Source organism: Cytobacillus sp. FSL H8-0458 (assembly GCF_038002165.1).
Lineage (GTDB): Bacteria > Bacillota > Bacilli > Bacillales > Cytobacillaceae > Cytobacillus.
On the sequence record NZ_JBBOBR010000001.1, the window covers coordinates 1,883,197 to 1,906,969 of the forward strand.

Annotated in this window: 21 protein-coding genes; 14 read left to right on the top strand and 7 right to left on the bottom strand. The window is 42.2% G+C overall.

The window, feature by feature from the left end; translation table 11 throughout:
• The first annotated feature begins 205 nt into the window (after positions 1–205).
• The 6 genes from NYE23_RS09155 (at position 206) to NYE23_RS09180 (ending at position 4,423) form a co-directional block, all read left to right on the top strand.
• Positions 206–1,858 carry an AMP-binding protein gene (locus NYE23_RS09155; RefSeq protein WP_341077267.1) on the top strand — a complete coding sequence of 551 codons (1,653 nt, stop codon included), beginning with the start codon at positions 206–208 and terminating at the stop codon, positions 1,856–1,858.
• 159 nt (positions 1,859–2,017) lie between these two features.
• Positions 2,018–2,170: a hypothetical protein gene (locus NYE23_RS09160; protein WP_341077268.1), complete on the top strand. Its 153-nt coding sequence runs from the start codon at positions 2,018–2,020 to the stop codon at positions 2,168–2,170.
• Positions 2,171–2,264: 94 nt separating this feature from the next.
• Positions 2,265–3,134 carry a gamma-glutamylcyclotransferase gene (locus NYE23_RS09165; protein ID WP_341077269.1) on the top strand — a complete coding sequence of 290 codons (870 nt, stop codon included), beginning with the start codon at positions 2,265–2,267 and terminating at the stop codon, positions 3,132–3,134.
• A gap of 107 nt (positions 3,135–3,241) precedes the next feature.
• Positions 3,242–3,688, top strand: coding sequence for a VOC family protein (locus NYE23_RS09170; RefSeq protein ID WP_341077271.1), 447 nt, complete (start codon positions 3,242–3,244; stop codon positions 3,686–3,688).
• 89 nt (positions 3,689–3,777) lie between these two features.
• Complete coding sequence (locus tag NYE23_RS09175) at positions 3,778–4,020, top strand: hypothetical protein (protein WP_341077273.1); 243 nt, start codon at positions 3,778–3,780, stop codon at positions 4,018–4,020.
• A gap of 199 nt (positions 4,021–4,219) precedes the next feature.
• Positions 4,220–4,423 (top strand): DUF6501 family protein, encoded by a 204-nt coding sequence (locus NYE23_RS09180; RefSeq protein ID WP_035330842.1) that lies wholly within the window; start codon positions 4,220–4,222, stop codon positions 4,421–4,423.
• Positions 4,424–4,462: 39 nt separating this feature from the next.
• Here NYE23_RS09180 and NYE23_RS09185 read toward each other — a convergent pair whose 3' ends face one another.
• Together NYE23_RS09185 and yidC are read right to left on the bottom strand one after the other, a co-directional pair.
• Entirely contained in the window at positions 4,463–5,017 is a 555-nt protein-coding gene (locus NYE23_RS09185) for a YhcN/YlaJ family sporulation lipoprotein (protein ID WP_341077276.1), read from the bottom strand.
• A gap of 111 nt (positions 5,018–5,128) precedes the next feature.
• Positions 5,129–5,917, bottom strand: coding sequence for a membrane protein insertase YidC (gene yidC / locus NYE23_RS09190; RefSeq protein WP_341077278.1), 789 nt, complete (start codon positions 5,915–5,917; stop codon positions 5,129–5,131).
• 535 nt (positions 5,918–6,452) lie between these two features.
• Between yidC and NYE23_RS09195 the strand changes: the two genes are divergently transcribed.
• Positions 6,453–7,382, top strand: a complete 930-nt coding sequence (locus tag NYE23_RS09195; RefSeq protein WP_341077279.1) for a lysylphosphatidylglycerol synthase domain-containing protein — start codon at positions 6,453–6,455, stop codon at positions 7,380–7,382.
• Positions 7,383–7,655: 273 nt separating this feature from the next.
• Here the strand turns inward: NYE23_RS09195 and NYE23_RS09200 are convergent, their stop codons facing one another.
• A complete protein-coding gene (locus NYE23_RS09200) occupies positions 7,656–8,720 on the bottom strand; it encodes a glycoside hydrolase domain-containing protein (protein ID WP_341077281.1) in 1,065 nt (354 codons plus the stop codon).
• A 387-nt stretch (positions 8,721–9,107) separates the two neighbouring features.
• Between NYE23_RS09200 and NYE23_RS09205 the strand changes: the two genes are divergently transcribed.
• Complete coding sequence (locus NYE23_RS09205; RefSeq protein ID WP_341077284.1) at positions 9,108–10,565, top strand: nicotinate phosphoribosyltransferase; 1,458 nt, start codon at positions 9,108–9,110, stop codon at positions 10,563–10,565.
• 48 nt (positions 10,566–10,613) lie between these two features.
• Positions 10,614–11,414 carry an ammonia-dependent NAD(+) synthetase gene (gene nadE / locus NYE23_RS09210; RefSeq protein ID WP_445662614.1) on the top strand — a complete coding sequence of 267 codons (801 nt, stop codon included), beginning with the start codon at positions 10,614–10,616 and terminating at the stop codon, positions 11,412–11,414.
• Positions 11,415–11,451: 37 nt separating this feature from the next.
• Here the strand turns inward: nadE and NYE23_RS09215 are convergent, their stop codons facing one another.
• The 3 genes from NYE23_RS09215 to pflB all read right to left on the bottom strand — a co-directional run bounded on the left by NYE23_RS09215 (position 11,452) and on the right by pflB (position 16,354).
• Positions 11,452–12,513 carry a hypothetical protein gene (locus NYE23_RS09215; protein ID WP_341077288.1) on the bottom strand — a complete coding sequence of 354 codons (1,062 nt, stop codon included), beginning with the start codon at positions 12,511–12,513 and terminating at the stop codon, positions 11,452–11,454.
• 786 nt (positions 12,514–13,299) lie between these two features.
• A complete protein-coding gene (gene pflA, locus NYE23_RS09220) occupies positions 13,300–14,028 on the bottom strand; it encodes a pyruvate formate-lyase-activating protein (RefSeq protein WP_341077290.1) in 729 nt (242 codons plus the stop codon).
• A 100-nt stretch (positions 14,029–14,128) separates the two neighbouring features.
• Entirely contained in the window at positions 14,129–16,354 is a 2,226-nt protein-coding gene (pflB, locus tag NYE23_RS09225) for a formate C-acetyltransferase (RefSeq protein WP_341077293.1), read from the bottom strand.
• 293 nt (positions 16,355–16,647) lie between these two features.
• On the opposite strand from pflB, the gene safA reads away from it, so the two are divergent.
• Positions 16,648–17,274, top strand: coding sequence for a SafA/ExsA family spore coat assembly protein (gene safA / locus NYE23_RS09230; RefSeq protein WP_341077295.1), 627 nt, complete (start codon positions 16,648–16,650; stop codon positions 17,272–17,274).
• A gap of 110 nt (positions 17,275–17,384) precedes the next feature.
• On the opposite strand, the gene NYE23_RS09235 is transcribed toward safA, so the two are convergent.
• A complete protein-coding gene (locus NYE23_RS09235; RefSeq protein WP_341077298.1) occupies positions 17,385–17,837 on the bottom strand; it encodes a hypothetical protein in 453 nt (150 codons plus the stop codon).
• Between the two features lie 148 nt (positions 17,838–17,985).
• Between NYE23_RS09235 and NYE23_RS09240 the strand changes: the two genes are divergently transcribed.
• From NYE23_RS09240 to NYE23_RS09255, 4 genes are all read left to right on the top strand, one after another.
• Positions 17,986–19,470, top strand: coding sequence for a helix-turn-helix domain-containing protein (locus NYE23_RS09240; RefSeq protein ID WP_341077299.1), 1,485 nt, complete (start codon positions 17,986–17,988; stop codon positions 19,468–19,470).
• Between the two features lie 168 nt (positions 19,471–19,638).
• Positions 19,639–21,300 (top strand): urocanate hydratase, encoded by a 1,662-nt coding sequence (gene hutU, locus NYE23_RS09245; RefSeq protein WP_341077300.1) that lies wholly within the window; start codon positions 19,639–19,641, stop codon positions 21,298–21,300.
• A 202-nt stretch (positions 21,301–21,502) separates the two neighbouring features.
• Positions 21,503–22,789 (top strand): imidazolonepropionase, encoded by a 1,287-nt coding sequence (gene hutI, locus NYE23_RS09250; protein ID WP_341077302.1) that lies wholly within the window; start codon positions 21,503–21,505, stop codon positions 22,787–22,789.
• On the top strand, positions 22,774–23,754 hold the full coding sequence (locus NYE23_RS09255; protein WP_341077303.1) for an agmatinase family protein: 981 nt from the start codon (positions 22,774–22,776) through the stop codon (positions 23,752–23,754). Before hutI ends, NYE23_RS09255 begins: the two co-directional genes overlap by 16 nt.
• The last annotated feature ends 19 nt before the right edge of the window (positions 23,755–23,773 follow it).

Below are 23,773 nucleotides of genomic sequence, written 5' to 3' on the forward strand. Positions count from 1 at the left end.
GAATTTTCAGCTTTAACCTGCTGCTCCTTTATAAGGACAGTTTTTTTAATTGAATTTCAGGTAAAGAAAATTTATAAAATATCACTATATGAAAATATTGAATATTCAGCAATATGTGTTAACATAAAATGTAAGCGTTTTAAATCAGCATCTTAGAGAAATCTTTTGCATAATGATTAGATCATATACCAAGGAGGATTTCTGGATGACGGAATTATTGAATCTTACAGTAGGGAAGCTCCTGGAGGAGAAAGCCGGCCTTCACCCTGATCATGAAGCTGTAGTTTATGCCGATCGCGGGCTCCGAATGAGTTATAAGGAGTTTAATAAATATTGCAGGCTTGCTGCCAAAGGGTTTATGAAGCTGGGTCTTGAAAAAGGAGAGCATATTGCCGCATGGTCGACAAATACGCCAGAATGGCTCACATGCCAGTTTTCTACAGGCAAGATGGGGGCTGTCCTTGTAACCGTAAATACAAACTATCAAGCTGCTGAACTTGAATATCTGTTAAAGCAATCTGACAGTACAACAATTGTGCTAATGGAGAAGTTCAGAGACACCTCTTACATAGAAATGCTGTACAGCATCGTTCCGGAACTGAAGGATTCCGAACCGGGGCAGCTGAAAAGCAAGAGGCTTCCTTTCTTAAAAAACGTTATCGTCATGGGAGAAAAGCGCTTCCCTGGTACCTACAGCTGGGAAGATATTATCAGGATGGGCGAATCGGTCACAGACAGTGAACTCGATGAGCGGATGGAAAGCCTTGACCCTGACGATGCCATAAATATGCAATATACATCCGGAACGACAGGCTTTCCGAAAGGGGTTATGCTAACCCACAATAACATTGTTAATAATGGATACAATATCGCAAATTGTATGCGATTAACGACAGATGACCGATTATGTATTCCTGTTCCGTTTTTCCATTGTTTCGGCTGTGTGCTGGGAACCATGGCATGCATATCCGTTGGCGCCACCATTGTTCCAGTGCAGGAATTCAGCCCTAAAGCTGTTCTGCAGACGGTCCAGGATGAGAAATGTACAGGCCTTCATGGAGTGCCGACAATGTTTATTGCAGAACTGAATGATCCTGATTTCAGCAAATTTGATCTATCCACCCTTCGAACAGGCATAATGGCTGGCTCCAATTGTCCAATTGAAGTCATGAAAGGCGTTATCGAAAAAATGGGCGCAAGCGAAATAACCATTGCCTATGGACAAACAGAGTCATCGCCAGTCATAACTCAGACACGGACAGATGATCCGATTGAGCTGAGAGTGGAGTCTGTCGGAAGGGCATTGCCGAATGTAGAAGTGAAAATTGTAGAACCGGGCACAAATAACGAAGTCCCTTCTGGCGTACAGGGGGAAATGTGTACCAGAGGCTATCATGTCATGAAAGGATATTATAAAAATCCGGATGCTACAAAAGAAGCCATTGATAAGGATGGCTGGCTCCATACTGGGGATCTTGCTGTAATGGATGAGAACGGATACTGTAAAATCACAGGCAGATTAAAGGATATGATCATCAGGGGCGGAGAAAATATTTATCCCCGTGAAATAGAAGAATTCCTTTATACTCATCCGCAGATTCTGGACGTTCAGGTGGTAGGAGTTCCTGATGCTGTATATGGTGAAGAAGTGGTCGCCTGGGTAATAGCTAAGGAAGGCTCTGGCTTAACGGCTGAAGAACTTCGCGATTACTGCAAAGGGAAGATCTCACGGCATAAAATCCCCCGCTATATAGAATTTATTAAAGAATATCCAATGACAGCTTCAGGCAAAATTCAGAAGTTCAGATTGCGTGAACAGGCTAAAGAAGTCATTGAAAATGCTAATACATTAAAATAATAAGCATATGAAACCTGCGGGGGAACCTCCCGCAGGTTTTTTCAATTTCCATCTTCTTTCGTTCAAAAGGCTTAAAATATCTCCTCCTCATAGCCAATGTGATAAAGCTTTTGAGAAATTAAAATGGTATTAAGGATATGAGAAAAGGAGCGAGAGCAGATGTATGATGAAATGTATGTAATGGAAGCTTTAATGAAGGCTAAACAAAAAGAAATGGATTTAATAACACCACACCATAATAGCTCAAATAACAAATTAATTTGCAGGCTTCCGGTAATTAAAAATTTGGATGCCTGCCAATGCCAGGAATGACGGAGATGTTTCTCCGTCTTCTTTTTTTGAAAAGAATCTTCAGTAAATGATACTATAGTAAACAAAAGAGAGAACCAAGGGGGAATGTTTGCTTATGTCTACACAGAAATTGTTTGTATATGGAACCTTAAGAATGCATGAAACCAATCACTTTGTTTTAAAAGGAAGCCCCTGCATTGCCGAGCAGGCATGGGTATACGGTGAATTATATGATACTGGTCTTGGCTATCCCTCTATGAAACCATCACTTGAGCAAAAAGTGTATGGGGAACTATATGAAGTGCATTGGGATCATTTTTCCGATCTGGATGAACTCGAGGATTATATCCCGGGCAGAAAAGACAATTTGTACGACAGGGTTGAGCAGACTGTCCATACGGATAAGGGAGAAGTAAATGCACTTGTATATATTTCCTGCCGGGATGACCTGCTGGCAGAACCAATTCTTCACGGAGATTGGAAGCTTTACCAGCTTATGAAGGATAAGCCGGAGAAGACCTATTATTTTGCTTACGGGTCCTGCATGGATGATGAACGGTTTTGCACGGCAAAGGTTGATCACCATTTTAAAACGATTGTCGGCGGGGGAATATTGGACGGTTATTCGATGCAATACCTGTTTTCCAGGGATGATGGAGGAAGGGCAGATATTATAGAAAATGGCGGTGTCACTGAAGGGATTCTATATGAACTTCCCTATGAAGCTGTTGAATATCTGTTCCAAAGGGAAGGTTTTTACGGACAATGGTACCGTCCTGCCTTTGTAAATGTTCAGGCAGGGGATAAAATGTACAAAGATGTCCTGACTTTTCATGTCTATAATAAAAAAGGGGAGCTGCCCCCGCCTGACCATTACGCTCTTGAAATTCTCCGCGGCGCAAGAGGAAGAGTAAGTGATGATTATTACAAAAAGCTTGAACAGCAGCTGGAAAAACTGGGAGTTAAGATTCGATTAGATGCATAAAGCGTAAGACTTAAGGATGAACACAAGTTCATCCTTTTTTCTGTATTGCTGGGTTATCGCTTTTTATACACTAAAGACAGATACAAAATGAATTGGAGGACCGTACCATGCAGGGAGCAAAATTATATGAAGCACATCTCAACTCAAGCAATTTGGAAAGAAGCATCAAATTTTATGAAAACCTTGGCTTTAAAGTAGCATACACAACAGAAGACAGAAAAGCTGCCTTTTTCTTTCTGGGCGAGGGTAAAGAGAACATGCTGGGCATCTGGGAAACAAAAGACAGCCCAATAAGGAGAAATCATATAGCCTTTTCTGTTTCACCTGAGAAGCTGCGGGGGATTATTCCGTTTTTAACGGAAAAAGAGATCGAGGCCAGGGAAAGCTTTGGCCTATCACCGGCAGAACCGATTGTCCATACATGGATGCCAGCTGCTTCAGTCTATTTTTATGATCCGGATGGCCACTCATTAGAATATATCGCTGTCTTAGAGGGGGAGGCAAAACCTCACCTCAACCCAATGCACCTAAGTGAGTGGGAAAAACTAAGCTAAAATCCTGTAAAATTTCATTTGGTGGTTTGAAACAGGCTAAGCGGGTGGTATATAACCTTTGCCATCATCTTAGAAAGAGGGTCATCAAAATGAAAATTTTAGCAGATAATGGCTTTTATGAAGTGGAATATGATAATGAACATTATGATCATTTGGAATTTGTACGAATAGACCAAATCTGTGAAATTAACTATGTAACAATGAAAAACTCGTTAACTGGAGAAGTATATACATTTGAGGCAGAAAAAATCAAGCGACTTCGGAAAATAATGAAATTATTGCCAGCCATTAAAGAGAATCTGGTTGCAGACAACCGTTCCTATTCATTATAATAAAGTGAAACTTCAATCAGTGGGGGTTCTCTTTCCCACTGATTGTTAGTTGAACCAATCGGGCCTTTACGGGCAGTTTGACCCCCACTTATCCTCCTTTGGTTTCTTCTTCTGAGTCTTAAAGTGGGGTCTTACTGCCTGTTAGACTGCGATAAAAACTAAACATATAAGTAATGCAGACTTTAAAGGAGTGGCAATAGTGATTCATTTAAACTGGCATGAACGCGAAACATTGAAAAAAGTAAAATGTGTGCACACAGACGCAGCAAAATACATTGTAGACCGGGCTTTAACAGCAGGGAATATCTATGATGTAAAAAATGAAACAGAAGAATTTTATTTCATTGTAGACAATTCCGGAAAAGTAAGCGGATTTTATAAAGACTACTTCCAGGATGCTTAAACCCACAAAGAAAACGGCCTGTTATGGGCCGTTTTCTTTTTACCTTTGTGTCGGGAAAATTCTGCGCACAGTTTGTGTAAATTCATCAAAAAATCCTTCTACTGGATGACCTGCCCGAATGTCCTCTGAATATCCTGTCATTCGATCATAAAAGTCAGGGTTAACAGAAACATATACATTATCGATATCCTGATCGACGGCTTTCACCTGATCTGAAATCTTCCCCTCGACATCCTTAGTCAATTCTCCATTTCCATCATTTAAGCGTGCGGCAACATAGGCATTATTGTCTGTCACGATGACATTCGCAGATTCAACCTCTGGTATAGCGGTAATTTTATCGGCAGCTTTATCAGCAACCTTCATTCTCGGGGAATCATTTTGATTGTCATTGTCCGTTCCCGTGCGGGTAAGGTCAATCCCCGGCTCAGTGGTGCGTCCATTTTCTCCATAGTTACTGTCGTTCACTTTAGTCGGCTCTGTCAGGTCTCTGTTCCTCTGAGCTGTTTCATTCATATCGGTATCATTCATGGCACAGCCTGCAAGCAATGCAGCTGACAGTGCTCCTGCCATCATTAATTTACGATTAATCATACACTTTCCTCCTTTTGATTTTCCCCCCTTATCTTTCCAAGAATAGACACTGTTATTCAAATTTCTATAAACAAAAAAAAGAGCATGGCATTAAGCCCGCTCCCTGTTTCATTACGATTCTGAAATAAACTGAACATGATCAGTTTTATTTTTTGTATATAATCTTCTTCCAAGCCATGATTGAAAAACTAAAAACAATCCGCCTGCAGTCCAATATAGCGGCAAAGCTGCAGGAGCATTTAAAGAAACCAGCATAATCATTACAGGAGACAATAAACCCATGAATTTCATTTGCTTTGGCGTTTGCGCAGTCATATTGCTAAGAGTGAACCGGTACTGAAGATAGTACACTATTCCTGCAATGATCGTGATCCAAATGTCAGAATGACCCAGATTAAACCAGAGAAATGAATGTGCCGCAATTTCCTGATTTCCTCTTATGGCATAATAAAACCCCATTAAAATGGGCATTTGAATAAAGATTGGCAGACACCCAGCCGCATTCAAAGGATTTACTCCATGTGATTGATACAAACCGAACATTTCCTGCTGCAGCTTTTGCTGCTCCTCCGGTTTTTTCGCTGTTTTCAGCTTTTGCTGGATTTTTTCAAGTTCAGGTTTTAACTTATCCATTTTTTCTTTCATCAAGCTTTGATTTTTATATTGTTTAAGCATTAAAGGCATTAATATCAGCCTGATCACGATAGTAATGAAGATTATCGCCAGTCCGAAATTGCCATGAAAGAAAACAGCCGTTCCATGTATGGCCAATGCAAACGGATTGACAAAATATTGATGGAAAAAGCTTGTTCCTTGTCCTCCTTGAGCCTGACAGGCAGATAAGAATATTGGCAATACGGTGATCATGGTAATGGCCAGCAACAATTTAATTTTTCTCATTCAGGTCAAACCTCCCGCTATATTTTTTTATAAAATAGGGGAGAGACCTTCCGGCTCATCGCTTTGGTCGCCTTTTTTCAGGATCAGTTTTGCCATCCACGACTGGATCGAATCGCTAATTAAGGTCCGATCCATGCAAAACACTGGAAGGTTTTCATATTCCTTTTGTTCATTCCCGATATTTCCAGGACTATAAAAGGCAGGTGTAATTTTCCAAATGATTAACAGCTTAGCAGCTAATCCAATGATATATGTTAAATAAAGTGTATATTCAGATGAAATAAAAGACGATTCAATTATTAGTTCAAAGATGACAATTCACCTCTATTCACATATTTAAGTATAATTGAATGCTGTATTGATAACAATTGCAGATATTGAACCATTTGCAAAAACTTAATTCTTGTCCATTCTATTGTCACTATATAGGAATATAATAGGAAAAAGTATATATATTAAGCCTTTGTATGATACACTCTATCAGGGAGATTAAATTATCTCTAGTTCTCTAAATGAATGGTGGGGTATTTTGTCCTTGTTCAAACAAAAAACAATTATTACGCTTGCCAAACTCCTTCTACCCTTATTCATTTTGCTGTTTGTTATGCTTGAAGCAAAAGGGATATTCACTGACTTTAATTGGGCTCTCCTTGAGCTCTATATTGACCGGCTAACCGTCCGCCGAATATTTTTTATCCTTTTATTGGGACTGGCTGCCCTTTTTCCAATGTATTTTTATGATGAAATATTGCAAAGGCTTTTCAGAATCAGGGTTCCTAAAAAAAAGCTTGTATTTTATTCTTTATCTGCTAACGCATTCTCTAACTTGATCGGACTGGGTGGTGTGGCAGGAGCTACACTCAGGTCCTATTTTTATAAAGATTACCTGACAGGCAGTACACCGTATATCAAAATAATTGCCAAGCTGTCACTTTTTTACCTTACAGGCTTGTCGATATTATCATGGGTCGTCCTATTTACCGATTTACATTTATACGATGACGTAAAGCTTATAAAACTCGCAGTCTGGGCGGTCGCTGCTTACACACCGCTGCTGCTGGGCGTTTACTTTTTTAAGTCGTCATTTTGGAATACGAAGCACATCAAAAAGGGGTTTGCAGGGGAACTGCTGACTGTTTCATTACTGGAGTGGCTATTTATCATCATATGTATCTGGGGAATTGCCAGAGCACTGGAAGTATCGATTCCATTTTTTGTTTTGTTTCCGATTGTCATCATCTCTGCTTGTGCTGGAATTGCAAGTATGATACCAGGGGGAATAGGATCCTTTGACTTTGTATTCTTGATCGGACTGGAATCACAGGGTGTCCCATCAGAACTGGGGCTTTTGATTCTCATGTTCTACCGTCTCAGCTATTATATCGTTCCAGTGTTTATTGGCACTCCGTTTATCATGAATCAGTTTTGGAATAACGGGATGCCAAAGAACAGCTTTAAACTATAAAAGAGCCTTTATGGGCTCTTTATTTTTGACTCTTTTTGTATACTTTGTTTTTGTCAACAATGTTGTCCGTTGATTTCCGCTCCAGGCTGCTCGCTATCCGCGGGGCCTCACCTGTCCCGCTACTCCCGCTGGACTTTGAATAAGCTTCCTTGAGTAAACACCGCAAGAAGAAACTGCGAATGCATTTTCGAGGATCTCGCACCTTCCGCTCCAATCAACTCTGTAAATAAGATATTGAAAGCAAACCGTGCCAAAACAGTTCTATTTTTTTATTCACCAAAGAACATCCAGAATGTCTTTGTTGAATAAGTTTGTATCAATATTGCATGCCTTCGCATCAATTCCATACTGCCAGCCTGCAATCAGTGAGTTTTCCGGAGCTTCAGGTTTATATTCAGGCGCCTGTGCCTGGGCGGTGATTCCTTTATTCGGCGAAGCAGTCCATATAAATGTGTTTTCAAGAAGGGGAGAGTTTTGGGCTGCAGCCTGATCGAAAGCCTTGCTCAGGGCTTTTTCCTTATCAAAAATTCCATAAATGCCAGGTTCATAGGGTGATTCCGACATGGCTTGATACCAGCCTTCTATAAAAGAAGAGTCAACAGGATAATTAGGCTCGATATCCGCAAAAACCGCGACACCCTCGGGTATTCCCAGCTCCTTTGCCAATTGAACAGCTGCTCTTGCTTCACTCTGTCCATTTTCAAGGCCTGTTGCATCATTAAATCGATTCCATATCACGAGTAATTTAATATCATTCCTCTGCAGCAGTTCAGCCTCATCCGGTGTAATGCCTGCTGATACACCTTCTTTTTCACCTAAATACCGTCCCCATACTTTAGGAGATCCAAAGTTTTCACGAACACAAGAAAGCAAGTCGCTTGTAGTGAGACTTGCCGAGTCTACACCCCAAACGACTTCATCATCCCCAGACTGGCCGTCCTGGTCATTTTCCTTACCCTTATCGCCGCTGCTATTTTCCTTTTCATTATCTTTTTTACCAGAGTCCTGATTTTTATCAGCCTTATTTTTTATCGTATTGGTTACATTCACATCTACATTTACCTCTATATCATTCGTAACATTATTGTCAATTTTGCTATCTTCATCATTATTTAAATCGTTGTCGATTGAGTTATTCACATTAGCTTTATTGCCTTTGATATTATTTTTTACTTCATTAGAGATATCACTGTCATGGTTTTTGCCTTGGCCATCCGGAACAGTCTCTGTTTTTGGCGGCTCGGCATCCTTTGAATCCATCAGCGAAAAAGTAAAGAGCGAAATCATTACGGCAAAAAATGCGGTCACAACGAAAGGCAAAAGGCCCCGTCTTTCCATATCTCACAGCCCTCCTTGTCAGTTCATGACATCTTATGCGGAGGGCGGAAGGTTGGTGATTCCAGCTAAAGGGGAGTAAAGAATGGTTTCTTATTTTAAAATAACATCGGAGCAGCTGATGTTTGGGAAATAATTTTGAAGTGTTATTACAGAATAGTATCGCTTGTTCAAAATAACGAACAGATGCTTGAAAATGTGTAAAAAAGTCTTAAATGGGTAAATATCCGTATATATTCAGGCTGAAAAATTTGCTTAAGGCTTTGAACTTCACTACTATTAAAATAATAGGCAAATTTTTCATCCATTTAAGTTGAGAAAGATGGGAATGGGGGATACTAGCCAATAAAAGAAATACATAAGGAAGATTTGTCACAGGAGGTTGCGATTATGCACAGGGAATTTGCGGATGATAGTATAGCTTTGCATACTGATTTGTACCAGATTAATATGGCGCAGACTTATTGGGAAGACAATATACATAATCGAAAAGCGGTCTTTGAAGTATATTTTAGGAAGCTCCCTTTTGGGAATGGATATGGTGTTTTTGCAGGGCTCGAAAGAGTGATCGAGTATATTGAAAATTTCAGATTCACCGAGAGTGACCTGCAGTACTTAAAAAACGAATTGAATTATGCGGACGATTTCCTCGATTATCTGAAAAACATGACTTTTTCAGGAACCATTAAATCAATGGAAGAAGGAGAGCTTGTGTTTGGCAATGAGCCGATTATGCGTGTAGAAGCTCCGCTGGCAGAAGCCCAGATCGTGGAAACAGCACTATTAAATATTATAAATTACCAAACCTTGATTGCGACAAAAGCTACACGTATCAAAGAAGTCATTGGGGATGGGACAGCTATGGAATTTGGTTCCAGAAGGGCACAGGAAATGGACGCTGCCATCTGGGGAACGAGAGCAGCCTATATTGGCGGGTTTGATGCCACTTCAAACGTAAGAGCCGGCAAGAAATTTGGCATTCCAGCTGCAGGAACCCATGCCCATTCTTTTGTACAGGCATATCAGGATGAGTATACCGCTTTTAAGAAATATGCCCAGACCCATAAAGACTGTGTTTTTCTCGTCGATACTTATGACACGCTGAAATCCGGAGTCCCGAACGCCATTAAAGTCGCCCGGGAAATGGAAGGTCAAATCAACTTTAAAGGAATAAGACTGGATAGCGGGGACTTGGCGTATCTGTCCAAAAAAGCAAGAAAAATGCTGGATGAGGCCGGTTTTCATAATACTAAGATTATTGCATCAAATGACCTGGATGAATACACCATCATAAACCTCAAAGCTCAAGGAGCGAAAATCGATATTTGGGGCATTGGCACAAAATTGATCACGGCTTATGAGCAGCCTGCATTAGGAGCTGTTTATAAACTCGTTTCAATAGAAAATGAAGATGGCAAGATGACTGACACCATAAAAATCAGCGGCAATCCGGAAAAAGTGACCACCCCCGGCCTGAAGAGAGTATATCGGATTATTAACAAAGACAACCATAAATCAGAGGGAGACTATATTGCACTGGATCATGAGAATCCTCAAGCAGAGCCAAGGCTTAAGATGTTCCATCCAGTTCACACGTTTGTAAGCAAATTCGTTACCAACTTCGAAGCGAGAGAATTGCATAAAGTGATTTTTCAGGAAGGGAAGCTTTCCTATAAAGTTCCATCCTTAAAAGAGATGCAGAGCTTTGCAAAGGAAAATCTCAACGTATTATGGGATGAGTACCGCCGTTCTCTAAATCCGGAGGAATACCCGGTCGACCTGAGCCAGGAGTGCTGGGATAATAAAATGAAAATGATCAGCCAGGTAAAACAAAATATAAAGAGCTAAAGCTATAAGAAGAGGGAGGAACCTGCAGTGAATACGCAAAAAGAAATTATGGAAAGTTTAAATGTTAATCCAGCTATCGATCCAAAAGAAGAGATAAAAAATAGAATCCAGTTTTTAAAGGATTACCTTGTTAAAACAAATGCCAAAGGGTATGTACTTGGCATAAGCGGCGGCCAGGATTCCACTCTTGCCGGAAGACTTGCGCAGCTCGCCGTTGAAGAATTGCGAAATGAAGGCAAAGAGGCAACTTTCATGGCAGTCCGACTGCCATATGGTGTACAGCAGGATGAAGAGGATGCACAGCTGGCGCTTTCTTTTATCCAGGCTGACCGTGAAGTTGTATTTAATATTAAAAATGCAGTTGATGAAGTAAAAACCGAATATGATCGTATATTGCAAGAGGAACCGTTAAAGGATTATCACAAAGGCAATGTGAAAGCCCGCATGAGAATGATCGCCCAATATGCAATTGGCGGCCAATTTGGCTTGCTGGTTATCGGAACAGATCACGCAGCAGAAGCAGTGACAGGATTTTACACAAAATATGGTGATGGCGGAGCAGATGTCCTGCCATTATCCGGACTGACTAAAAGACAGGGAAAGGCACTGCTTAAAGAGCTTGGAGCAGAAGAAAGACTTTACTTAAAAGTGCCGACTGCCGATCTTCTGGACCAGAAACCGGGACAGGCTGATGAAACGGAACTGGGTATTTCATATGATGAATTGGACGATTACCTAGAAGGAAAATCAGTAAGTCCGGAAGCAGCAGAAAAGATTGAAAACCGTTACTTCGTTTCCGAACATAAGCGCCAGATGCCTGCATCCATGCACGATAATTGGTGGAAATAAAGCCGCGTAAAAAGGAAAATCCCTGAGGATTTTCCTTTTACTTTTGAGCTAATTTGTTTGAAACTTCCTGATAAAATCTCTCTGGTTCATCCACATTCAGAACGATGCGGCTTGCATTTCTTTTTATGCCGTACACCAGCTCATAAACTGCCGGCTCCTTAAGTATAATTTCGAACATCGGCTTTTCCTGGATAAGATCAGGCAATCTGGCATCAAATATATCATTCATTTCTTGTCTGCTGAACTTTTCGGGACCATCATAATAGTTGATTTCTTTAACATCTTCCAATGGAAGGTACATGCTTTTTGAGAATCCTGACTGCAGCAGCAAATGAGAATCAGTAAGGACAAAAGGGGTTAAGCGGGTGGCGTTGATCTCGGCCAGAAAGTATAAAATGCCATATATATTTGCTATTAAGATGATATATGCCACAATAGCATTCCATGAATGAAGCCAATAATGAAGTCCGATCGATTCAATGGCTATCGCATGGATCAGCATAATATAAACAGCATTTACACTTGTTTTTTGATGGTATGTGAAACTATCTCCATGCTTTATGGAAAGCTTCTTTTTCCATGAAAATAGGGCATAATCAAACATAGCGAATTCAGTCATAAATACAGTTCCCAACCTATTATTCGGCATATGCCTTTCTGCCGCCCTTTTAACATTAAAGAGAAATAAGGAATTAATACCGTTTAGCCTGCGGTATTCTTTCAATAGTACAGGCAGCTTAGTAAGAATCTTATAGGCAATAAACAGCTCCAGACCAATAAAAAGCGCTTCGGAAAAAACAATTACATAAGGCAAAAAGGCAAACTGCGAAAATTGGCTGGCAGGGATAATAAAATATGCAGCTCCGTATCCTGCTAAAATAACTGCCCCTAAATACTTCAGTGAATACCTTTTCCGCAGGATAAGAAAATACGCCAATAAGGGTACAACAACCAGCAGATCAAACAGGGAGCCAATCGCCGCACCATCCGGAACCGGACCAAAAAGCGTGGTCCTGTATAGAATGTAGTTGGAAAACAGAATCATAGATAAAAGTACGCCAAACACCAGCCACTTAGGCTTTTTCAGCGCAATTGTCATAATTATCCACCTCGTTTTAATTATAGCTTAAATGAGGGGGAAATAATATTGAAGTTTTGATGAAATCAGACTCAGCGGGCATCTGATAGGGGTTTGAGTCCTCACCTATTCAAACCTCGGACTCAGATAGCATCTATTCGTGGATTTGAGTCCGAACTACTGGTAACTTCGGACTCAGCAAGCACCAGTTCGCACCTTTGTGTCCGAACCCCAGCCATCTTCGGACTCAGCGAGCACCAGTCCGCCGCTTTGTGTCCGAACCCCAGCCATCTCCGGACTCAGCAAGCATCAGTTCGCCGCTTTGTGTCCGAACCCCAGTCATCTTCGGACTCAGCAAGCATATTTTCGCGGGTTTGTGTCCGAACCCCAGCCACCTTCGGACTCAGCAAGCACCAGTTCGCACCTTTGTGTCCGAACCCCAGCCATCTTCGGACTCAGCAAGCATCAGTTCGCAGCTTTGTGTCCAAACTTCAGGTAACTTCGGACTCAGCAAGCACCAGTTCGCCGCTTTGTATCCGAACTTCAGGTAACTTCGGACTCAGCAAGCACCAGTTCGCACCTTTGTTTCCGAACTTCAGTTAACTTCGGACTCAGCAAGCATCAGTTCGCAGCTTTGTGTCCGAACTTCAGGTAACTTCGGACTCAGCAAGCACCAGTCCGCCGGTTTGTGTCCGCCAGACAACCACACTACAAAAAGACAAATACAAGATACAAACAAAGCCCCAATCGAAATTGGGGCAAACCACTTAAAACGCTGCATCAAAAATCCTAAACAAAACCAACTTTTTATAACCCAGTCAAAAGCCGATAAGCCCATTCTGTTTTTTCCTCACTCGGAGGCTCAATATCCTTCAGCGGATATTCCAAGCCAAGCGCTTCCCATTTATATACACCAAGCTTGTGATAGGGGAGAACCTCAATTTTTTCCACATTGTTCAATTCTTTTATAAAACGGCCCAATCGTTCCAGATCCCGTTCATCATCAGACCTTGTTGGCACCAGCACGTGGCGGATCCATACAGGCACCTGATGATCAGACAGATACCGTGCAAATTGAAGGATGTGCTCATTTGTAAGTCCTGTCAATTTTTTATGTTTCTCCCTATCAATATGCTTCAAATCTAAGAGCACAAGGTCAGTATAGTTCATAAGCTCTTTCAGCTGTGTCTGAAAAAGCGGGGAACTGGAATAGCAGCCTCCAGATGAATCTATGGCAGTGTGAATGCCAAGTTTCTTGCATTCTCTAAAAAGCTCTATAAGAAAAGGAATCTGCAGCAAAGGTTCGCCGCCGCTGACTGTGATGCCGCCTCCGGAAGCCTCGAAGAAAGGGAGATAGGATTGCAGGTCATTCATGATTTCTGAAACGGACATTTGCTTCCCTGTTCCAATTTCCCAAGTATCAGCATTATGGCAAAATTGACAGCGAAGGAGGCACCCCTGTGTAAAAATAACATACCGGATGCCAGGTCCGTCTACTGTACCGAATGTTTCGATTGAATGAATGTTGCCGTGCATAATCATCTTCCTTTCCATAAGCACCGGGTCAGCCGCAGCTGCACCTTGCTCAAGCTTTTTAAAGAGGGGGGCCGATTAATAAGGCCCGCCATCCGATTGGTTACATGGATTCATGGAATGTTCTATTGATAACATCAAGCTGCTGCTCTTTAGTCAGCTTAATGAAGTTCACTGCATAGCCTGAAACCCTGATCGTCAGCTGCGGATATTCCTCCGGATGTTCCATGGCATCCAGAAGTGTTTCTTTATTAAATACATTGACATTTAGATGATGCCCGGATTTTATGGCATATCCATCGAGTATGGACACCAGATTACGCACACGGCTTTCATCATCCTTTCCGAGTGCTTTAGGGACAATGGAGAAGGTGTTGCTGATGCCATCAAGCGCCTGTTTGTATGGCAATTTTGCAACAGAAGACAGGGAAGCAAGCGTTCCTTTCGTATCTCTTCCGTGCATTGGATTTGCACCTGGGGCAAAGGGCTCACCGGCACGCCGTCCATCAGGCGTATTGCCAGTTTTCTTGCCATATACCACATTGGATGTAATGGTTAATATAGACATTGTATGCATAGAGTTTCTGTAAGTCTGATGCTTGCGCAGCTTTTTCATAAACCGTTCAACCAGGTCTATGGCGATGCTGTCGACCCGGTCATCATTATTGCCGTATTTCGGAAAATCTCCTTCTGTAATAAAATCGACCACGATCCCACTCTCATCTCGGATTGCCTTAACGGTTGCGTATTTAATGGCACTAAGCGAGTCGGCCGCTACACTCAGACCCGCAATGCCAGTGGCCATCGTTCTGAGAATTTCCGAGTCATGCAAAGCCATTTCGATTCGTTCGTAGCTATACTTATCATGCATGTAATGAATGATATTCAATGTATTAATATAGAGATCTGCCAGCCATTCCATCATTAAATCAAACTTCTCCATCACTTCTTCATATTGAAGGATGTCTGAAGTAATCGGGGCATAGGCCGGGCCTACCTGAATGCTAATTTTTTCGTCCTTTCCGCCATTTATGCTATATAAGAGGGCCTTTGCCAGGTTGGCTCGTGCTCCGAAAAATTGCATTTGTTTTCCGATTTCCATGGCAGAAACACAGCAGGCAATTCCATAATCATCGCCATACTCAGGAAGCATGATATCGTCGTTTTCGTATTGGATTGAACTTGTTTCGATCGACATCTTTGCACAATATTTTTTGAAGTTCTCGGGAAGCTTGGCAGACCATAATACCGTTAAGTTCGGTTCAGGAGCAGGCCCGAGATTTCTAAGGGTATGAAGGAAGCGGAAAGAATTTTTTGTGACAAGAGGACGGCCATCAAGCGCCATCCCGCCAATGGACTCTGTCACCCATGTAGGGTCGCCGCTGAATAATTCATTATAGTCAGGCGTTCTTGCGAATTTTACGAGACGCAGCTTCATGACAAAGTGATCAACCAGCTCCTGTGCCTCCGTCTCGGTAAGTATGCCGTTCCTTATGTCTCTTTCTATGAAAATATCAAGAAAAGTGGAAACACGGCCAAGACTCATTGCCGCACCATTTTGTTCCTTGATGGCAGCAAGATAGGCAAAGTACAGCCACTGGAAAGCTTCAAGAGCATTTCCTGCAGGCTTTGATATATCAAAACCGTAGCTGGCTGCCAGCTGCTTCAGTTCCTTCAGAGCCCGGATCTGTTCTGAAATTTCTTCCCTTAATCGAATATTTTCTTCCGTCATTACACGTGAGGTCGATTTCAAATCAGCTTTTTTCGCTTCAATCAAGCGGTCAGCCCCATAAAGGGCGACCCTGCGGTAATCACCGATAATCCTGCCCCGGCCATATGCATCCGGCAGGCCGGTAATTATGCCGGCTTTGCGGGCAAGCTTCATTTCATCAGTATATGCATCAAACACGCCCTGGTTATGTGTTTTGCGATAGTCTGTAAATATCTTTTCCATGTCTTTGCTGGCTTCATAGCCGTATGCTTCACAAGCAGCCACAGCCATGCGGACTCCGCCAAATGGCTGAAGAGAGCGCTTAAACGGCCGGTCAGTCTGGACACCCACAATTTTTTCTTTATCCTGGTCCAGGTAACCAGGTCCATGTGAGGTAATAGTGGAGACGATTTCTGTATCCATATCGAGCACTCCGCCTTGTTCACGCTCCATTTTGGTGAGAGTCATTACTTTTTCCCATAATAGCGATGTAGCTTCTGTTGGGCCTTCCAAAAATGATTCATTCCCGGAAAAAGGTGTAAAATTCTTTAATATAAAATCTCTAACATCAATTTCACGTGTCCAAATGCCTTCTTTAAAGCCGTTCCATCTTTCCATGCCAGTTCACCTCAAAGAGATTATTTATATAACAGTTATTACAACTTTACTATACACTCAATATAACAGATTGAATGTGAAAAAAATCACAAAGATTTTGAACGTATTGTGAAATATAATTATTTATACATCTTCAAGCAAAACGTGTATTACAAAACCACCCGGAATCTTAGAACTGTTATATACAGAGGGAACACTGGATAAAAAACAGATAGCAATCACTTTGAAATTCTTACATTCTGCTCCAACAATTACCTGTTTATTAGAATAGGAGATTTTGATTAAATATAAATATGAAAACACTATCAAAACTTTCATTCATTTTAATGTTGTCTGTCGCACTTGTCTTTGGATTCAATTTTGATGCAAAAGCATCAACAGTACATACCGTTCAGCCAGGGGATACTATGTGGAAAATTGCCATGAAGTATCAGGTGGGAGTTCCTGAAATCATCAATTCCAATCAGCAGATCTCAAATCCCAACTTCATTTATCCCGGACAAAAGGTGAATATCCCTACTCTTTCAAAAACCACAACAGGCGTTGAAGAACAGGTAGTTCAGCTTGTTAACCAGGAAAGAGCAAAGTACGGATTAAAGCCGTTGAAATCAAATTGGGAGCTTGCGAGAGTAGCAAGGTATAAATCTCAGGATATGATTAATAAGAGATATTTCGATCATAACTCACCTACTTACGGAAGCCCGTTTGATATGATGAAGAGCTTCGGAATTACCTACAGAACTGCCGGGGAAAACATTGCTGCCGGGCAAAGAACTCCTCAGGAAGTAGTAACTGCGTGGATGAACAGTGAGGGTCACCGCAAAAACATCCTATCTGCGAACTTCACAGAAATCGGAGTAGGGTACGCACAGGGCGGAACTTACGGCCACTATTGGACACAAATGTTTATTGGGAGATAAGAAGAAAAGCGGAAGCGCCTTGCCCACCCCCGACACCTCGAGGGGGTAGGCTGCTTGCGCTAGACAGTTAAGAAAAGCACCGGAAGAATCCGGTGCTTTTGTTTTGCCCATTAATCTACTACAATATAAGCAATCATAGGTCCGCTATTATCCTTATCCGGATGAGTAAGACAAACCAGGCGGTATACGCCTTCTTTATCAAATCGAAGAGGGACCACTGTTTCTTCGGCTTTCTTTACAACGCCCTTAATATCGGTTCCTTCGATAATAAAAGGGTGCTCCATTCCGTTGACTCCCCAAATTTTCAGGTTAACCTTTTCATCTTTTTCGAGAAAAATGGTTCCCGGATCCCAGCGATACGCTTCGATTTCCTTGCCATCAGGCAGCTTAGATTTAAATTCTCCTGTAACCATATGGATTTCCCGGACTTTTTCACCTTCAGTCTGGTTGAACACCGCCAAACTGTCAGACTTTGAAAAAAACCAAACTGATGCAGAAACAATGACTGAAAATATGATGACAAATGCAATGATGCTGCGTTTCTTTAATACAAGAAAAGGCATGGTCATACTCCTTCCAAAATTAGTTGTCCATATATAGATATGCTGCAGAGGCACCATAACTTGTCTACTATTTGCGGGATTTTTCCGATTTTTCTTTACAGCTGCTGAAAAACTATTTCATAATAGATTTAAGAAAGGATGTGGCAGCATGTACAAAGTACTTGTGGCCAATCGGGATGAGTACGATACAAAGGGTATAGAGTGGCTGCTGAAATCTTCAATGAACGCATGGGATGTGGAGTCTGCCGAAGATGAGGCAGGACTTATTAAAAAGCTTGAGACTTTTCAGCCCGATCTGCTGATTTTTGAACTGGATCTGATAAAGGAAGATAGATACAGCTCATTCTTAAAAACTATTCAAATTATAGGACCGGAGCTTATTGCACTTACAATGGAAGCGACCTTTTCACAGGCAAAAAGAGCCATTGACATGGGTGTAGCCGATTTAATACTAAAGCCCATTTCAGCTGATATTTTATTGAAGTCTGCACGAAACATTCAGAGACGCCAAAAGTTGAAAACTCCAGCGGCTTTAAAAAGCCCCGGCATGGTTACTGAAAAAACCTTTAATTATCAGGATATATTTTTAGAAGCTCCAGAACCGGCAGAACGTTTTCTTTCCATTGGCATAAAAACTGAGAATGTGCTCGAGCTTCCAATGTTATATGAATTTCTGGGAAGCTATGTGTTCCATAAAAAAGCCGATTATTTTATTTTAAGTGACATGGTACTGATTATTGCTGAAAAATCGGGCGTATCGTGGAAAGAGGAGAGCGTCAGATTTATGAGGAATTGGCAGGAAACCTCAGCTGAACCAATTGCCATCAGCATTCATACTGGCCAGGAAGGTCAAAATACTCTCAAAAGCCATTATGACGCAAACAGAAAACTGATGGAGTTAACGTTTTTCAGAGGATTTAATCAGGTAATTGAGGAAAATTCCTTGCCTGCATGGTTTTCAATTGACCCTTTCTTAACTCCCGAGGAACAGAGCAGCTGGATTGATTTCCTGAATCAGGCCGATTTAGAAGGGATAAAATCATGGTTTTCCAAAGAATTCCTTATTTTGGAAGATCCCTATCCGGAACCCGGGCTTATCAGAATCCGGCTGACCAGTATTCTTGCGCAAATCCGCAGGCATATGAAGACATTCCGCCTTGCCGAGGGAGAAATGGAGAAGGAATACCTTCGATTATTCCAGACGATCCTATATTCGCCCTTGATCTACCGGATTATTAACGAAATGATCAGCTTCATTTCCTATGTTTTTGAAAGCATTCGATCTGATAAGAAACTGAAGCTGGATCTTACCGACAGAGTCCAATTCTTTATAGAAACTAATTATTGGGACTCTACAGTCACCCTTGAGAGGGCAGCTGAATACGCAGATCGAAACCCGAACTATATCAGCTCCATGCTGGCAAAAAAATGCGGCAAATCATTTCGGGAGCTCCTTAATGAAACCCGGATCAGGCAATCTGCCAAGCTGCTGCTGGATTCAGAAATGAGCATAAAAGAAATCTCATCTGTCTGCGGCTTTCGAAATCAGCAATATTTCAATAAAGTGTTCAGTAAAATTAAAGGTATGCCGCCTAATCAATTTAGAAAAAGCTTACACAAGACCTCCTTTTAAACGGAGGTTTTTTGCGTATTTTTATAAAATTACCAATATTATTATAAAATTAGATAAAATCTTATAATGAAATCTCATATTTTTATAAAAAATCAAATCTAATTATTACACTTTTCAGATAGTTCTCATTATAAAATCAAAATATAAGATAACATTGGAGGGATAAAAATGAAAGCGGAAACAAAAAGAGAAATTAAAAATTATCAAGGCAGTGAGCTGCATGCAAAGGGCTGGATTCAGGAAGCGGCACTCCGCATGTTAATGAATAACTTAGACAAAGAGGTTGCAGAGATTCCGGAAGAGCTGGTTGTTTACGGCGGGATTGGAAAGGCTGCCCGAAATTGGGATTGCTATGACGCGATTGTAAAAACACTCCATGAACTAGAAGACGATGAAACACTTCTTGTCCAATCCGGAAAGCCGGTTGCAGTCTTTAAATCACATAAAGATGCACCAAAGGTATTGATCGCCAACTCGAACCTGGTCCCGGCCTGGGCAAACTGGGATACCTTCCATGAGCTTGATAAGAAAGGCCTGATGATGTATGGCCAAATGACAGCGGGAAGCTGGATTTACATCGGAAGCCAGGGAATCGTCCAAGGAACATACGAAACATTTGCAGAGCTTGGCAGACAGCACTTCTCCGGCTCACTGAAGCAGACGATTACGTTAACAGCAGGCCTTGGCGGAATGGGGGGCGCTCAGCCGCTTGCAGTAACCATGAATGATGGTGTCTGCATTGCCATTGATGTGGATGAACACCGCATTGACCGCAGACTTGAAACGAAATATCTGGATACAAAGGTTTATTCAATTGAAGAAGCTATTAAATTAGCAAGAGAGGCAAAACAGGAAGGCCGCCCGCTTTCTATCGGTCTATTAGGCAATGCAGCTGAAATCCTGCCAAAAATGCTTGAAATGAACTTCACCCCGGATGTCCTGACTGACCAGACTTCTGCACATGATCCTTTAAATGGCTATGTTCCTACCGGCTATTCATTAGAAGAAGCAGCTGTTCTGCGAAAGGAAAATGCTGCTGAATATGTCCAGAAATCAAAAGCAAGCATGGCCGTCCATGTTCAGGCTATGCTGGACATGCAGAAGAAGGGTGCAGTCACATTTGATTACGGAAACAATATCCGTCAGGTTGCAAAAGATGAGGGTGTCGAGAATGCTTTTGATTTTCCTGGATTCGTGCCTGCATACATCCGTCCGTTATTCTGTGAAGGAAAGGGACCTTTCCGCTGGGTAGCATTATCAGGAGATCCTGAGGATATCTATAAAACAGATGAAGTGATCCTGCGCGAATTTGCAGAAAACGAGCATCTTTGCAAATGGATCAAGATGGCACAGGAAAAAATTCAATTCCAGGGACTGCCTTCAAGAATTTGCTGGCTTGGTTATGGGGAGCGCGCAAGATTTGGAAAAATCATCAATGATATGGTTGCCCGCGGAGAACTTAAAGCACCGATTGTTATCGGCCGCGATCATCTGGACTCCGGTTCCGTTGCATCTCCAAATCGCGAGACAGAAGCTATGAAGGACGGCAGTGATGCAGTGGCAGACTGGCCAATCCTTAATGCACTGATCAATGCAGTCGGCGGAGCAAGCTGGGTTTCCGTCCACCATGGAGGCGGAGTCGGAATGGGATACTCCCTTCATGCTGGAATGGTCATCGTCGCGGATGGCACGAAGGAAGCGGAACTGCGTCTTGAACGTGTCCTCACATCTGATCCTGGAATGGGAATTGTACGCCATGTAGATGCAGGCTATGACCTTGCTATCAAAACAGCAAAAGAAAAAGGCGTAAACATTCCAATGATGAAATAAAGGTTTTCTATAGTATTTTATGAACTTTGCAAATAAAAGCAAAAAATCTGCAAATAATCCATGCTAATTTGCAAATAGACCAGTCTATTCTGCAAATAAAACTCTTAAACTTGCAAATAACCACTAATATCTTCAATGAGGAAGCCCGCCAATCCGTAATTCTTGCGGATTGGAACTTCCATTTTTTAAGGAGGAGCACAAAATGCACTCAAAACCTATTTTTATCAAACATGCAAATCAGATGATCACCTTAAAGGGCAGCTCCAAACAGCCGCTGACTAAAGAAAAAATGAGCGAGCTTCACATTATTGAAGATGGGGCGGTTTGGCTTGAAGAAGGCAGGATCAAATCAGCCGGGACAACAGCGGAACTCCAAGCTGAATATCAAAGCAGGCTTCAGGAAGCTGAAATCATTGATGCCACAGGAAAAATCCTCCTTCCAGGACTGGTTGACCCGCATACACACCTCGTGTACGCAGGCAGCAGGGAAGAGGAATTCAATATGCGCCTGAACGGGGCGACGTATATGGAAATCATGAATAATGGCGGCGGAATTCATGCCACCACTTCAATGACCAGAAACGCATCTGAAGAGGAATTGGCAGATGCGAGCCTTGTCCGCCTTGATCGCTTTTTAAAACATGGAGTAACCACGATAGAGGCAAAAAGCGGATATGGGCTGGATTGGGAAACAGAGCGAAAACAGCTGACGGCAGCCCGGAAGGCTGATGAACTGCATCCGGTGGATGTTGTCTGCACCTTTATGGGTGCACACGCAGTACCCGCTGAATACAAAGAGAATCCAGACGCTTTTATTGATTTGGTCATTGAAGAGATGCTGCCGAAAGTTGCGGAGGAAAAGCTTGCCGAATTCAATGATATTTTCTGCGAAAGAGGCGTGTTCACTCCAGAACAGTCCAGAAAGCTGCTGGAAGCAGGTAAGAAGCTTGGACTGACTCCGAAAATCCATGCTGACGAAATTGAACCTTATGAGGGGGCGGAACTTGCCGCTGAAGTCGGTGCCATTTCTGCAGATCATTTGCTCAGAGCTTCTGATAAAGGCATGGAAATGATGGCGCAAAGGGGAGTAATCGGTGTACTTCTTCCAGGCACAGCATTCTTCCTGATGGCTGAAGCTGCCAGGGGACGCCGCATGATTGATAAGGGTGTTCCAGTTGCTTTATCAACTGATTGCAACCCAGGCTCTTCTCCAACCTGCTCCATGCCTTTTATGATGAATCTTGCATGTATGCATATGGGTTTAACGCCGGCAGAAGCCATTACTGCCGCTACCATTAATGCAGCACATGCCATCAATCGGGCCGAAGAAGTGGGAAGCATAGAGCCCGGCAAAAAGGCTGATCTGCTTCTGCTCAATATACCGAACTACATGCAGATGCAATATCACTACGGCATGAACCATACAGACACAGTGATTAAAAATGGGGAAGTGGTCGTGAAGGGAGGAAGCTTATGCTACCAACAATAAATCCTCCCGGGTTTTTTTGGCCGCAATCCGAATTGGGAACTGACGTTAAGGTGAATGAATGGATTCGCCAAATCCAGAGGGAAGAGGAAGTAAAGAAAGAAAACTGGGATGTCGTGCTTTTCGGTGTCCCTCTTTCCCGCTCATCCATAAGCGCATCAGGAGCATCTGAATTTCCTGAATCCTTCAGAAGGTCCTGGAAAGGCTTTTCCACGTACAATCTGGATTTTGAAAGGGATCTCCAAGAACTGAAGGTTGCTGATCTTGGTGACGTGAAAATGCATTTCACGGATATTCCGCAATGCCATGCCAATATAAAACAAACGATGAAGGACGTAAGGGCGGAATTTCCAGATTCATTTCCAATCGCGATTGGAGGAGATCATTCCATTACAGCCATGCTGGTCAGCGGCCTGAAGGAACTGGAGCCTGAAAAAGAAATCGGCATTCTCCAGCTGGATACGCACCTTGATCTCAGAAGTCTTGAAGACCATGGACCGACAAATGGGACGCCCATCCGAAATCTGATTCAGAACAACAAGATTAAAGGAGAAAATGTCTACAATATCGGCCTTCATGGCTTTTTCAACAGCCAGTCACTCGTCCATTATGCTAAAGAGCACAAGCTCAATTATATTACCCTAAAGGAAGCCAGAAGACGGGGAATTGATGAAACGGTTAAAGATTCACTCCGGCAGCTGGAGTCAAAAGTGGATAAAATTTATGTCACGATTGACATGGATGTTCTGGATATCGGTTTTGCGCCGGGTGTACCAGCATCCACACCAGGCGGCATGAGCACTGAAGAACTATTTACAGCCGTATATAATGCTGGACTTTCCTCCAAAACAGCGGCCATGGATATTGTCTGTCTTGATCCAACAAGAGATCACCAGGCACAGCCAACAGTGAAAGCAGGCACGTACACTTTTCTGACCTTTTTAACAGCTTTAATGAACAGAAGGTAAGGGGCGCAATCTGCTCCTT

Coding starts and splice junctions, on each gene's coding strand:
- NYE23_RS09155 (WP_341077267.1), top strand. CDS start 206: ATGACGGAATTATTGAATCTTACAGTAGGGAAGCTCCTGGAGGAGAAA.
- NYE23_RS09160 (WP_341077268.1), top strand. CDS start 2,018: ATGTATGATGAAATGTATGTAATGGAAGCTTTAATGAAGGCTAAACAA.
- NYE23_RS09165 (WP_341077269.1), top strand. CDS start 2,265: ATGTCTACACAGAAATTGTTTGTATATGGAACCTTAAGAATGCATGAA.
- NYE23_RS09170 (WP_341077271.1), top strand. CDS start 3,242: ATGCAGGGAGCAAAATTATATGAAGCACATCTCAACTCAAGCAATTTG.
- NYE23_RS09175 (WP_341077273.1), top strand. CDS start 3,778: ATGAAAATTTTAGCAGATAATGGCTTTTATGAAGTGGAATATGATAAT.
- NYE23_RS09185 (WP_341077276.1), bottom strand. CDS start 5,017: ATGATTAATCGTAAATTAATGATGGCAGGAGCACTGTCAGCTGCATTG.
- yidC (WP_341077278.1), bottom strand. CDS start 5,917: ATGAGAAAAATTAAATTGTTGCTGGCCATTACCATGATCACCGTATTG.
- NYE23_RS09200 (WP_341077281.1), bottom strand. CDS start 8,720: ATGGAAAGACGGGGCCTTTTGCCTTTCGTTGTGACCGCATTTTTTGCC.
- NYE23_RS09205 (WP_341077284.1), top strand. CDS start 9,108: ATGCACAGGGAATTTGCGGATGATAGTATAGCTTTGCATACTGATTTG.
- nadE (WP_445662614.1), top strand. CDS start 10,614: ATGGAAAGTTTAAATGTTAATCCAGCTATCGATCCAAAAGAAGAGATA.
- NYE23_RS09215 (WP_341077288.1), bottom strand. CDS start 12,513: ATGACAATTGCGCTGAAAAAGCCTAAGTGGCTGGTGTTTGGCGTACTT.
- pflA (WP_341077290.1), bottom strand. CDS start 14,028: ATGCACGGCAACATTCATTCAATCGAAACATTCGGTACAGTAGACGGA.
- pflB (WP_341077293.1), bottom strand. CDS start 16,354: ATGGAAAGATGGAACGGCTTTAAAGAAGGCATTTGGACACGTGAAATT.
- safA (WP_341077295.1), top strand. CDS start 16,648: ATGAAAACACTATCAAAACTTTCATTCATTTTAATGTTGTCTGTCGCA.
- NYE23_RS09235 (WP_341077298.1), bottom strand. CDS start 17,837: ATGCCTTTTCTTGTATTAAAGAAACGCAGCATCATTGCATTTGTCATC.
- NYE23_RS09240 (WP_341077299.1), top strand. CDS start 17,986: ATGTACAAAGTACTTGTGGCCAATCGGGATGAGTACGATACAAAGGGT.
- hutU (WP_341077300.1), top strand. CDS start 19,639: ATGAAAGCGGAAACAAAAAGAGAAATTAAAAATTATCAAGGCAGTGAG.
- hutI (WP_341077302.1), top strand. CDS start 21,503: ATGCACTCAAAACCTATTTTTATCAAACATGCAAATCAGATGATCACC.
- NYE23_RS09255 (WP_341077303.1), top strand. CDS start 22,774: ATGCTACCAACAATAAATCCTCCCGGGTTTTTTTGGCCGCAATCCGAA.